The following is a 13,002-nucleotide window of genomic DNA, read 5'->3' on the forward strand; positions in this document are numbered from 1 at the left end:
CAGTCGCCGGTACAATACCGACAACTGGTTGGATAAATGCTTTTTTGATCCCTGTCTTAAATACAGGGGTCAGTTCCTACAAAATCACAAGCTTTTTTACTACCATTATAGATACGTTATCATGGAAGTGTTGTATCACCTTGGTGGATATATTATTAATTGAATATCGGTAGGAGAATTTTTATCATTTGAAGTTGAGTTAGAGAGGTGAATTTGGGATTTATAGATAAAATTAGGGGGATTCCAAGAAACAATTGGATCCCCCATTGAAATTAAACTTAAGTTCAATATAAAGAACATTTAAGCATTGAAATACTCAATGATTTCATAACCTACATAATCTGTTATGGCTGGATAATTACTTCGAAAATAATAATTCCAATAACTGATTACTCTACTTTCAATTGTATTATAAAATGTTGCATTTTCTGCAATAAACTCTTTTATGATACTCTTATCAATACTATCTAAATTATCCTTGATTACTTGTAAAATTTCGATTACATACTCCCCTGTAAGTTGAATTATATAGGGAATTATCCAATTGTAATAATTACATTGATTAATTATCTTGTTTAAATGTTCTTCTCTAATAAAACCATCATGATGTCTTGTAAATAAACAATTTAATACTACTTGTTGTCTATCTGCTAATGTGTTGTATTGCAATAAGGAAGGTTCATTCATATATATGCGTTCAGGAATATTCAACTTACTTCCACTAAAATTAACCTCAAAACCAGATGAAAAGTCTAGCTTGTTTGAATGATCAATTATACTTAAAACTCTAATCACATCTTCCTTTAATTCAGCTGGAAATGCTTTTAATAATTTATTTATTTTTCTTGACATATTATCACCAACTTTAATTTGCTCACTAACTGGTCTGCCTTTTTGTCAGTATAGTAGAATTTCAACAGTTACTAAAATTCAACTAATAGCGGCATTACCATATTAATGAATAATCCGATATTGATTAACCGGTCTACCTACGCCCCCATATTGAATATCGATGACGACTTTTTGCTGTTTTTCCAAGTAATCAAGATAACGACGTGCTGTGACTCGTGCAAGTCCTACACCATTGGCAACTTCTTCAGCAGAAATGGCTGCTTCCTGTTTTTCAATATAAGAAACAATTTTCTCTAAAGTTGAACCGTTTAGACCTTTTGGTAAGTTGTTCGGTTCTTTTCTAGTATTTTGTTGATGATGTAATAATTCGTCTAGTTCACGTTGAGTCAATTCGTTTTTTAAGGATACTTTTTCTTTAAAATGCATGTAATTTTCAAGAGTATGTTTAATCCGTTCGTATGTAAATGGTTTCATAATGTAATCAAATACTCCGAGTTGTAACACATGTTGAATCGTTTTCATATCGTTAGCAGCTGTAACTGTGATGACATCCACCTTTGTATCACTTTCACGAAGCTTTTGCAGCGTTTTAATACCGTCTTGTTCTGGCATGAATATATCCATGACGACTAGATCTGGTTTCAACTGTTTAATCTGTTTCATTCCTTCAATACCGTTTCCTGCAGTACCGACTATGCGAAACCCTTTAACACGCTCTATAAATTGGCGATTTACTTGACGTACCATTGGGTCATCTTCTACTAATAACACTGAAATGGGAAGCATACTCAAGCCCCTCCTTTACAAATAAAAAGTGATGAAAAAGCTTGTACCTTCACCAGGTGTACTCGATACTTCGATAGTACCGTTTCCTTTTTTCACAATTCCATCAATTAAGTATAACCCGATACCGTGATTTTTTTGAGCTTTTGTTGTAAAACCATTTTGAAAAATTTGCTCCAGTTTATCATTTGGAATACCTGCCCCGTTATCCTCCACTAAAATAGATAAGGTATGTTCATCTTGATCGATACTTATTAAAACATGTTTTTCTTCCCGTTCTACATTTAATAGTGCATCAAATGCATTTTCAATTAGATTGCCTAGCAAGATTACAAAATCATTGAATGCTAGACTTTCTGGTAAATAGGACAGTTGGCTATTCATATCGATTTCAACTTCGATGCCAAGTTCTTTACCATGATTAATTTTACTTAATAATAGACCGGAGATATTTTGGTTTTTAATCCGCTCATCTAAAAAATTCGTAATATCATCTTGTTGCTCTTTAACTTTAACAATATATGCTAGTGCTTGATCATAGTGGCCAAGCTGTAGTAACCCTGCTACTGTATGCATTTTGTTTTTATGTTCATGATTTTGAATACGAAGTGCTTGTACAAACTCTTGAACCCCTGTTAATTCTTCAGCAAGCTTATTCACTTCGGTACGGTCTTGGAAAATAGCAATGGCCCCGACCGTTTTATTATTCACTTCTATTGGCACACGGTTACTCATAATACTGTGCTGATTAATGAAGAGTTCTTTGTTATAAACAGGTTCATTATAATCAAGAATTTCGGGTAAACGTGTGTCAGGTAAAATATGATAGATTTTCTTGCCGATAAAGTCGTCACCTTCTACACCTAGAATTTGACGTGCCTTCTTATTGAAGATGGTAACTGTGTTTTCTTTATCAATCGCGATAATCCCTTCATGCATTGCATTAAATGTTTCTGTTCGCTCTACATAAAGTCGCGCAATTTCATGAGGTTCTAAGCCAAACATCTGCTTCTTCATATGACGGCCTAATACCCATGCCCCCCATGCTCCAAAAAAGAGACTCAGCATTGTCGCTATAATAATTTCATTTTGAATGCTTTTAATAATCTCAAATACAGTTGGCAAACTATAACCTACGATTACAACACCTACTTGTTTGTGCTCTTCGCTCATAACAGGAACAAAGGCACGCACTACATTACCAACTTCACCTTTTGCTTTAGAAATATAATAATGTTCAACAAAAGCTGCATTCTCATCAACTGTATTAGATGTCTGTCCTATCATACTTTTGACAGGATGTGATAACCTTCTATGCTGCATATCTAAAACAACAATATAATCAGCCTTATTTATAACACGGATACCTTCTACGGTTTGATTGATTGTAGCTGATTTCTTTTCAAACGAGTTATTTGAATCAAGCTGCTCCCTTATTTCTGGTAGCTTTCCGACCGTCCTAGCTATTAACATTGCTTCGGTACCTAGCTCTTTTTCTTTAGTTTTCATTATATTTCCGAGTACGAAAATACCTGCAACTAATAATGAAAAAACGATGAGGAAAAAGGTGAGCGACATGATCTTGCTATTCATCGAAATTTGCTTTGTTTTCATCGCGCCCCCCTGAATAATTTATAGAATGACTCCATTGTAACATTTGAAACTATGTTAGAATGTAAGAAAAAAGTCAGAATTTTATGGAGTACATAAATGCGTTTATATATTACTACAGCTTTCATCACTTTAATAGTACTTATTGGTATCATCGGCTATCAACAACAATTCGGCTTAGACTCGACATTACCAACCGATGAAGAACAAGGCGGGTTAAATGACCAAATCGTTATCAATTTTAGTCATATAGTGGCTGAAAATACACCTAAAGGACAAACTGCTATAAAGTTTGGTGAATTATTAGAGCAAAAAACTGATGGCCGTATCCGCGTTGTGATCTATCCAAATGGTATGCTATATAACGATAATAATGAGTTGAATGCATTGGAAAATGGCGATGTTGAAATGATTGCACCATCGTTTTCCAAAATGACTAACACGTTGCCAACATGGTCAGTGCTTGATTTACCTTATTTATTTAATACAGAAGAAGATGTGGAGCGAGTTTTAACAGGGCCTTTCGGAGAGCAATTACTAAATCAACTAGGTCGCTTTAATATTAAGGGACTGGCTTTTTGGAACAATGGTTTTAAGCAAATACTGACCTCTGGTAAACCGATACTTGCCTCTGGAGATTTTAAGGGACTTAAAGTACGTGCCATGCCAAGTAAGGTGTTGCAACAACAATTTACTTTATTTCAAGCAACCCCCGTTGCAACATCATTTGATGAACTATATACAGAACTAGAGAAAAAAGAACTGAATGCACAAGAAAATACAATTTCCAACATTTACTCAAAGGGCTTTTATAAACTACAAAAGAACTTAACGATAACTAATCACGGTATACTTGGTTACGCTGTTATGATGAACGAGGATTTTTATAACAGTCTACCAACCGATTTGCAGGAAAAAGTAATAGAGGCAATTAATGAGGCTACTGCTTGGAATTTTGAACATTCGAAGCAAATGAATGATAAGGATTTGGAAAGTTTACAGCTTTTGTCTGATGTTCATATCAATACGTTATCGAATGAAGAACAACAAAGATGGCAAAAACTCTTCAAACCGATTTATGATGACTATCGTAAACAGATAAGCGAAACCTTTTTAGAGGAAATCGAAAAAGAAATTAACAATAATTAACAACAATTACACAACTGTACTAGTACAAAATGTATTTTTTTATTTGTGTATTAAATTTTTTTAAAGTCTTGGATTACTCCAAGACTTTTTCTTATTCCTTGATATGACTGCATTTTGGAGCGAATCTAAATTTCAACACAATTCGTGACCAATATGACCAAAAAGAGTTTTAAAACCATAACATTAATAACATTTACAACAGCGTTATGATGGAATCGTTGTAAGCGATACCAAATAAAATTACAAAGAAGGCCAGTCATATGAAAATTAACTTTAAAAACTTAACAGTTCAAGTCATCTGTGCAATCATTCTTGGTATTATAGTAGGCGCATTGTTCCCTACTTTCGGGTCTCAATTAAAAGTACTTGCTAATATTTTCATTAAACTAATCAAAATGTTAATAGCACCAATTATCTTCCTTACTGTTGTAATTGGCATAGGAGGAATGGGCAACCTGAAAAAGGTTGGATCGATCGGTGGTAAAGCTTTAATCTATTTTGAAATCGTGTCATCTATTGCTCTAGCAATAGGATTAATCGTTGTACATATTATCCAACCTGGTAAAGGTTTAGATACTTCTTCTGCAACTGCAGGTGATGTTGCACAATTTACAAAACAAGCTGCTGAATCTGAACATGGCATTGCAAGTTTTATCATGGGCATTATCCCGGAGAATTTCTTCGGTTCTCTTGCGGCTGGCGAGTTACTACCTGTATTATTCTGTGCTGTGTTGTTTGGAGTTGCTACAGCTTCAATCGGTGCCCCTGCAAAACCGATTATTAAATTATTCGAACAAGTAGCAGATATATTCTTTAAAATTATAAGCATGATTATGAAATTATCACCAATAGGTGCATTTGGTGCTATGGCTTATACAATCGGTAACTTTGGTCTTGGCTCATTATGGTCATTAAGTAAACTGATGTTATCCGTTTATATTACAATGTTTTTGTTCGTCATTATCGTATTAGGCTCTATAGCAAAATACTACGGCTTTAATATTTTCAAATTCATAAACTATATAAAAGATGAGCTATTGATTGTACTCGGAACTTCTTCATCTGAATCAGCCTTACCGCTTATCATGCGTAAACTAGAGAACTTCGGTTGTTCTAAGCAAGTAGTCGGTTTAGTTGTACCAACTGGTTATTCATTTAACCTTGATGGTACGTCCATTTACTTATCAATGGCTGCTATGTTCATCGCACAAGCTTATGATGTGCCTCTTTCTTTCTGGCAACAAATCACTTTGCTTGGTATATTAATGCTGACATCTAAAGGGGCCGCTGGTGTTACAGGTTCTGGATTCATAACGTTAGCCGCAACATTAGCTGCCTTCCCTATGATCCCTGTCGAAGGGATTGCCCTTCTTATCGGTGTCGACAGATTTATGAGTGAAGCGCGTGCGATTACGAATATTATCGGTAACTCTGTTGCAACAGTAGTTGTTGCGAAAATGGAAAATGAATTCGATCCAACAAACGGTTATAAAAAGGAATTGGATTCTGAAAATACCGCACATTAACTAGTATACAAATGTCCTATATAGCACTCGATCTGCTAGACAAGACTTTCGTATATAGCCACTTGAGATTATCTCAAGTGGCCTTTTTGTTCAGAAAAACCAAACACTGTACTATTACATAATAATTTTTATTCTCTGTACTATAAAAATAAATTAATAGCTTTCAATTAAAGAATAAACCCGTAAACCCTTGACACATATACATTTGCGAGATTTTTTATAGTTGAAAAATAAAAAGACCAAAAGGACCGAAAAGAACATTATCACCAAAATATATGAAAACGTTTTCTTTGCATTTATGATAATAGCAATGAAAGCGATATCAAAACACATTATAGAAAGAAGGTACACATTTGAAAATCAATTTTAAAAACCTAACTGTACAAGTAATTATCGCCATTTTACTTGGTGTTGTCGTAGGAGCAATCTTCCCCGAATTTGGCGCTAAGTTAAAAGTTCTAGCAGATATTTTCATCAAAATGATTAAAATGTTAATCGCTCCTATTATCTTCCTAACTGTTGTCATCGGAATTGGAAATATGGGGGATTTGAAAAAGGTTGGTAAAATCGGAGGGAAAGCACTACTTTACTTCGAGGTAGTATCAACAATCGCATTAGCAATTGGTTTACTAGTCGTTCATCTTGTACAACCTGGTAAAGGTTTAGATACTTCTGCAGCAGATGGCAGCGATGTATCTGCATATACAACTGCAGCTGCTGAAAGTGAAGGCTTAATTGGTTTTATCATGAGTATCATTCCGGATAACTTCTTCGGATCTCTTGCAGCAGGACAGTTACTACCGGTTCTATTCTGTGCTATTTTGTTTGGTGTTGCTTCTGCTTCACTTGGAGAGGCTTCAAAACCCGTCATTAAATTATTTGAACAAACATCAGAAATCTTCTTTAAAATTATCGGTATGGTGATGAAGCTCTCTCCTATCGGTGCATTCGGTGCAATGGCTTATACTATTGGAAACTTCGGTGTTAAATCACTATTTAATTTAGGACTTCTTATGGTATCTGTTTATATTACAATGTTCTTATTCATCGTCCTAATCTTAGGTGCGATTGCAAAATACTTTGGCTTTAATATTTTCAAATTTATCGCCTATATTAAAGATGAGATTTTCCTAGTAATAGGTACTTCATCTTCTGAATCAGCATTACCATCAATGATGAAGAAACTTGAAAACTACGGGTGTTCGAAGCAAGTAGTTGGATTAGTTGTACCAACTGGCTATTCCTTTAACCTTGATGGTACGTCCATTTACTTATCAATGGCTGCGATGTTTATCGCACAAGCTTATGACGTGCCTCTATCAATTTGGCAACAAGTTATGTTACTTGGGGTGTTGATGCTAACGTCTAAAGGAGCTGCAGGTGTTACAGGCTCAGGTTTCATCACGCTAGCTGCAACTTTAGCTGCCTTCCCGATGATTCCTGTTGAAGGGATTGCTTTACTAATAGGTGTTGACCGCTTCATGTCTGAAGCTCGTGCTGTAACAAACTTAATCGGTAACGGAGTTGCAACTGTAATCGTAGCAAAATCAGAAAATGAATTCGATCCAACCGGTGCTCAAAATAATGTAACTTCAGATACATCAGTCCAAAATGTCCCTGTTCTATCGAAATTAAACACGCAATAAACAAAAATGAGGCTGGGACAAACAACTAACCTCAAAAATGAAAAGCCTCGAAAATTTTACGATTAGTAAAATCTTCGAGGCTTTGTTTTTTAGTCAACTTCGTAGCCGTTGTTCTCTGCTACGGCGGACGCTTTCCGTGACGGCTCCAGCCTTCTCCTTCGCTTTGCTCAGTCCAGGTGCTTCCGCTCGTGCTGTTCCCGTAGGAGTCGCCGTCTTCGCTCAGAACAACTAATGAAACACTTCTATTTCAATTAAATCTATTCATAATATTAGGCATTAAAAAAAGACATCTTCTGATAAAATTTAAGTACCTCTACAAAAATCCACATAGAAAGAAGTGTCCTTATATTTAAAGATTGTAACATGAATCAACTCATTTACCGCTAGATTTAGAAGTGAAATCACAAGATTGTCCATCGTACCAGCCACGTATGATGCTTAAACTGATTTTATGTGGTTACACACAATCTACTTTTTCTGGTCGTAAAATCGAAGACCTGACGAGAGATAGTATGCGCATGATGTGGCTCGCACCCGTGGAAAATCGAATGTTTAAAACAATATTGGTCTCGCATTAATGGCCGTAAATTTAAGAAAATATGTGATAAGAGGATGATCTTCCACCACATATTGTCAAAATTAAACGCAAAAATCGAGATTTCATCATGCAATCTCGATTTTTTACGTGAACTGAAAGTATTTATGTCCCAGCCTCTTATTAATTTGAAATACTTCGATTAATTGAACTGCGAATTTTTTGTACTAATAAAATTAAAACATAAATAGAAAACAACCAAAATAATATAATAATTGCCTCTAATAGATTACCAATAGGAAGAGAATAAGCATAACTCAATGCGTAGCCTATTGTATACATACATAAGAAATAAACAAGATGTGCACTTAACAACGCTGAAAGTAAATCTCTTTTCTTCTTAAAATAGATTATGGTTATGAGTAACATTAGTAGAAGCATAGCTGATTCGATGGTACTGCTTACTTGCGCTACAGACTGTGCTTTAGCTAATAAATCTGCTGTCGGACTGCCTATTTGGGCAAGTTTTGCTCCATTATTTATTCGATAAATCTCAATAACACAATATAAAAGATTTAATAAAACTATAAAAATAAAATATACTTTTATCCAGTTGCTTTTAAACAATGATCTAATATCGAATAAATTTGGCATCGCATTCTCCTTTTGCTATGTTTTAAAATTAAATAGTGTCCATTTCATCTAAAAATATTCAGTAGAAATGTTTAAACAGCACTAATCTTATAATACCAAATTCATACAATATTGTGTGTTATCTAGTTTGGAAAAGGTTTTAGTTGCTATTTCTACATTTGATATCGTAAATCAAGAGCATCTATATAGCTCATATTATTATTGAAATCATCCATTTATCATGTCAAAATAACCAGATTCACATTTTATTTATAAAAGTTCACGAGCCAATAAACGATATACTTCTAAACGTTTCTCTTGCGAATTCGGAATACTACAGATCATCGCTTCATCAAAACCATACTTAGCTTGTTCTTCTTCCAAAAAGGTTGCTATTTCTTTTGCAGAACCGACCTGATGTCGTCTTCGATTATCTTGAATTTGCATTTTCTCCATTTCCGTCAATGGATAATTTTGTACTTCTTCTGGTGTCATCATTGGTATAATCTGACCACGCATAAAGAATAAGCTAAACAGATCATATGGTCCTGCTTCAAATTCAGCTTCTTCGCGTGTTTCAGCAGTTGTCACCATATAACAAACATTTATTTCGGATTTTTCCATATAGACAGATGGTTTAAAACTTTTTCTATAAGTATCTAAAATTTCCTTCGACATCATTCCGTTAAAAAATTGCGCAAAGGAATAACCTACACCATAAGAACCAGCTTTTAAGGCGCTATTACCACTAGAACCTAATAACCATGCCTCGGGTAATACAATACCAGATGGTGCAGCAATTGTTTGCTTATACAAATCTTCTGCAGGTACTTCATCATTAATTAATTGAAGGGTAGTTTCAAATTTCTCGTACATATTGTGATACATTGGCTGACGACCTTCTGATAAAGCTAATATCGAAAGTTGATCTCCCCCCGGTGCACGCCCGACTCCAAAATCAATACGTCCAGGTGCTAGTGCACTAAGTGTTTTAAAGACTTCAGCCATTTTTAGCGGTGAGTAATGCATCATCATTGTCCCACCTGTACCAACTCTAAGATTCTTAGTTCGTGATGCTATATGGCTAACGATAATTTCAGGTGCTGCACTGACGAAAGTCCTTGAGCTATGATGCTCAGCCATCCACATACGATGATATCCTAGTTCATCAGCAAGTACTCCCAGTTCTACCGCCTTTGTAACGGCATCTCTTTCTTCATGTCCCCCAGTAACAGGTGCTTGGTCTAATACGCTTAATTTCATAGTGAAAACTCCCCTTTATTCGTTAGATTCAATTTTTCTTTCAGAACGTAATTTTTCAGGAGTTACATCGTTTCCTAGTGGATCCATTACCTTCAAACCTGAGAAAGTCTCAAGTACTTGTCCACGAATTTCACGTAAGTAATCTTCTCTTAATGCTTGTTGCTCTACCTTTTCAGCAGCTGTTAATTCACTCTCACGTTGCTTTTTAGCTAGTTCATTAATACGCTTTAAACTTGGTATCATTTTTGCCATCTCTTTTCTCTTTTTTTAAAATTCGACTAACTATATTTTCAATTAAATACATAATTCTCTAATTTATACAATTTAAACTGAGTTACTACTTAATAGCCGGGAACTTTGGAACAACAAATTCACCTAGCTCCTGAATGACTTCTGCAGCAGGACGCTGACTATATTTCAATCCAAACATAATATGATTAACACCTGCTGCCTCGTATGCAGAAAGATAATCAACGATAAAATTCCGACCTGCTCGGAAGCCGCCTTGAATTGGTTTTGGTGCTTCATTGGGGTTGGCAGACAAATCAATTGTGATTGGCTGGATAAATGGCTTAAACGTGTCAGTAGCATGGCGCCATTTTTGAATTAAGTTGCGCTGACTTGTTACATCTTGTGGATAGAAGAGCCAGCCATCTGTATTCTTTGCTAACCATTCTAACGTCTGTCCTGAGTAACCTGTACCAAATACAGGTATATCCTGTAAAGCAGGCTTAGGTACAACATCGCCATGTGTCAATGCAACGTGTTCAGTTTGAATTTGTGGAAATGTCTCGTTCCACACAGTCTTCATAACGGAAATACTCTCTTGATAAAGGGCTGACCGATTCTCAGACTCTACTTTAAATGCTGGGAATTCAATCGGACGATCCCCAGTCGCCGTGCCAAACAAGAAACGCTGATTTGACAATTGGTCTAATGTTGCCGCTGATTTTGCTAAATGCAGTGGATTTCGCAACGGTGTCACGATACTCGACGTTCCAAGTGCAATCGTTTTTGTATTCGCTGCGACATATGTTAAAAACATTAGCGGATCATATAGAAAGCCGACGTCACCAAAGTTCGGATCATAAATAGGGGCATCTCGCACAAACAACGCAGCAAATCCGTAATCTTCTGCTTGTTTCGCTAACTTTATTTGATCATCAATATCCATTTGAGGAGTGCTCCCTGTATACGCCTCTAAAGGAAAAGCTAAACCGAGTGTTAATCGATTTTCCTTAAATGCATGCGAAAATCCCTGATGGGACTGAAAATGATTCATACTTACTTCCTCCAAAAAGGGTGTCTAGGTCTTATAAAACCATCTTTTCTTTCACCCATTGTTGTAACATCTCAACTTCTTTTGCAAATTGTACTTGTTGTAATTCTTCTGATAACTTCGCAATGGTTTTGTTCTTCAAAACTGACTGCCATGCTGTTTCAGCTTCATCCATGATTTCTGTTATCAAACGACAACTATCTTTTTCCTTTAAATTCAATACATCATCTAGTACATCACTTGGTGCAAAATGCGATTGCTGACCCTCGATTGCAAGGTATATATCATAGATTCGAATATCCTCAGGTTTTTTATTTAAACGGAAGCCACCCTTTACTCCAGGCACTGACATGATTAAATCTGCGCAAACTAGTTTTCTTAGTAATTTTCGAAAATAAGTAACGGAAGTTCCTAACTGTTCACTAATGGATTCCCCTGGTAACACTGCTTTATCCGGCAAAAGATTGAGTATAAGAATAGCCGAGATAGACTGTTCCACTCCTTTTTTCATTTGCATAACATCACCTCTTTTTTTCAATTTTTCAATACAATACAACTTGGATAATGTTTGTCGCAATTAAATAATAAATGAAGTCTTTAATAAAGTAAACTAATTGGCTCTAACCAAGAGTTACCTAATTGGAGTTCGTACAATTAAAATGCGGTTTTAGGTGCTTTATGTATTGCTTCTATCCCCCTATTCATGTATGCTAAAGGCAATTCAAAGAAGGAGTGATATCATTTGGCTATCTCAAAAGCAAAACGTCGTAGACAGCATGTATTACGTAATTTAGGCAAAGATGTAACAACACAACGCGGAGAAGTGGCATTTAGTACACATACAAGAACTACTAAAACGAAAAAAGACAAATTACAAGTTCAATTCCATAAACACAAAAAGCATTTCCAGGGAGATCATTATTCCGATGGAGATGCTTTTTTAGTTGTTTCAAATATCATTTATTTTAGTTAAATCAGCCGATAAACAGTCTCCCTTATTCTAAAACTTTGAAAATATCTTCTTCTAATATCGGATTATTCAGTGCATAATAAGTACCATTGATGTCAATTTCATCACCTAAAAAGGTTATGTTAAAATCTTTTTTACCTGAATATAGAACAGCACAATATATATATCCCTTTAAATCTTCATGATTTTTCATTTCTTTATATTCTCTTTCATTTAGAAGCTGATAAAACTGCTCTATTTTTTCAGTTTTAGTTATACTATGTCTTTCCCCAGTTCTCCCATCAATAACTTCAATTTTAGATACCGTTACATCACCAATAATACCCATAAATCGTATACTTTCTTTTGAAGTTGATTGAGAGCAACCACTAATCAATAATAAAACTATAGATACAAAAATATAGTTCTTCATTTTTACTCCCCTTGATTTATTATGTAGGTACTTTGTATATATAGAGACCCTCTATTATATAGAATTATTTAATTAGTTATTATAATAAAAATAATTACCCTGCTTCTGTGTACTCTCTATAACATAAGTAATATAAGGGCATCGGGTAAAAGAGAAGCGAATACTGTAAAGGACTAGCGCATATATTACTAATAGAACGGGAATAAAGTACTTCAAGCAAATCAACTAAAAATACATGTTTAAAATTAGTAAAAGCACAAAAGGATGATGAACTGACCCAAGAAAGTTAGACATATTTAGTTAAGCAGCTTCTAAGACCTGAGTTCGGTATTCCACCGGGCTT

The 13,002-nt window shown here is 35.1% G+C and carries 13 protein-coding genes and 1 pseudogene; 5 read left to right on the forward strand and 9 right to left on the reverse strand.

The features are described from left to right. Positions 1–300: 300 nt before the first annotated feature. From AMD00_RS02060 to AMD00_RS02070, 3 genes are all read right to left on the reverse strand, one after another. A complete protein-coding gene (locus AMD00_RS02060) occupies positions 301–852 on the reverse strand; it encodes a hypothetical protein (RefSeq protein ID WP_053415437.1) in 552 nt (183 codons plus the stop codon). A gap of 102 nt (positions 853–954) precedes the next feature. Continuing rightward, positions 955–1,638, reverse strand: coding sequence for a response regulator (locus AMD00_RS02065; RefSeq protein ID WP_053415438.1), 684 nt, complete (start codon positions 1,636–1,638; stop codon positions 955–957). A gap of 15 nt (positions 1,639–1,653) precedes the next feature. Further along, the gene (locus AMD00_RS02070) at positions 1,654–3,249 is read right to left on the reverse strand and encodes an ATP-binding protein (RefSeq protein ID WP_053415439.1); all 1,596 of its coding nucleotides are present in this window, start codon (positions 3,247–3,249) and stop codon (positions 1,654–1,656) included. Between the two features lie 96 nt (positions 3,250–3,345). On the opposite strand from AMD00_RS02070, the gene AMD00_RS02075 reads away from it, so the two are divergent. The 4 genes and pseudogenes from AMD00_RS02075 to AMD00_RS23085 form a co-directional block, all read left to right on the forward strand. Then, positions 3,346–4,395 carry a DctP family TRAP transporter solute-binding subunit gene (locus AMD00_RS02075; protein WP_053415440.1) on the forward strand — a complete coding sequence of 350 codons (1,050 nt, stop codon included), beginning with the start codon at positions 3,346–3,348 and terminating at the stop codon, positions 4,393–4,395. Positions 4,396–4,655: 260 nt separating this feature from the next. Continuing rightward, the gene (locus AMD00_RS02080) at positions 4,656–5,921 is read left to right on the forward strand and encodes a dicarboxylate/amino acid:cation symporter (RefSeq protein ID WP_053415441.1); all 1,266 of its coding nucleotides are present in this window, start codon (positions 4,656–4,658) and stop codon (positions 5,919–5,921) included. 353 nt (positions 5,922–6,274) lie between these two features. After that, on the forward strand, positions 6,275–7,567 hold the full coding sequence (locus tag AMD00_RS02085; protein WP_053415442.1) for a dicarboxylate/amino acid:cation symporter: 1,293 nt from the start codon (positions 6,275–6,277) through the stop codon (positions 7,565–7,567). A 363-nt stretch (positions 7,568–7,930) separates the two neighbouring features. Continuing rightward, a pseudogene (locus AMD00_RS23085) lies at positions 7,931–8,130 on the forward strand (transposase); the annotation flags it as partial. Positions 8,131–8,285: 155 nt separating this feature from the next. Here the strand turns inward: AMD00_RS23085 and AMD00_RS02090 are convergent. The 5 genes from AMD00_RS02090 to AMD00_RS02110 all read right to left on the reverse strand — a co-directional run bounded on the left by AMD00_RS02090 (position 8,286) and on the right by AMD00_RS02110 (position 11,794). Continuing rightward, a complete protein-coding gene (locus AMD00_RS02090) occupies positions 8,286–8,756 on the reverse strand; it encodes a hypothetical protein (protein WP_053415443.1) in 471 nt (156 codons plus the stop codon). Positions 8,757–9,005: 249 nt separating this feature from the next. Then, positions 9,006–9,998 (reverse strand): LLM class flavin-dependent oxidoreductase, encoded by a 993-nt coding sequence (locus tag AMD00_RS02095; RefSeq protein WP_053415444.1) that lies wholly within the window; start codon positions 9,996–9,998, stop codon positions 9,006–9,008. Positions 9,999–10,013: 15 nt separating this feature from the next. Continuing rightward, complete coding sequence (locus tag AMD00_RS02100) at positions 10,014–10,241, reverse strand: DUF896 domain-containing protein (RefSeq protein ID WP_053416752.1); 228 nt, start codon at positions 10,239–10,241, stop codon at positions 10,014–10,016. A 94-nt stretch (positions 10,242–10,335) separates the two neighbouring features. Beyond that, on the reverse strand, positions 10,336–11,280 hold the full coding sequence (locus tag AMD00_RS02105) for an LLM class oxidoreductase (protein WP_053415445.1): 945 nt from the start codon (positions 11,278–11,280) through the stop codon (positions 10,336–10,338). Between the two features lie 31 nt (positions 11,281–11,311). After that, complete coding sequence (locus AMD00_RS02110) at positions 11,312–11,794, reverse strand: RrF2 family transcriptional regulator (RefSeq protein WP_053415446.1); 483 nt, start codon at positions 11,792–11,794, stop codon at positions 11,312–11,314. A gap of 225 nt (positions 11,795–12,019) precedes the next feature. Here AMD00_RS02110 and AMD00_RS02115 point away from each other — a divergent pair, with 225 nt between their 5' ends. Then, positions 12,020–12,250 carry a hypothetical protein gene (locus AMD00_RS02115; protein ID WP_053415447.1) on the forward strand — a complete coding sequence of 77 codons (231 nt, stop codon included), beginning with the start codon at positions 12,020–12,022 and terminating at the stop codon, positions 12,248–12,250. A 22-nt stretch (positions 12,251–12,272) separates the two neighbouring features. Here the strand turns inward: AMD00_RS02115 and AMD00_RS02120 are convergent, their stop codons facing one another. Continuing rightward, positions 12,273–12,659, reverse strand: a complete 387-nt coding sequence (locus AMD00_RS02120) for a hypothetical protein (protein WP_053415448.1) — start codon at positions 12,657–12,659, stop codon at positions 12,273–12,275. Positions 12,660–13,002 lie beyond the last annotated feature (343 nt).

Origin of the sequence: Viridibacillus arvi (assembly GCF_001274945.1) — a bacterium.
GTDB classification, from domain to species: domain Bacteria; phylum Bacillota; class Bacilli; order Bacillales_A; family Planococcaceae; genus Viridibacillus; species Viridibacillus arvi.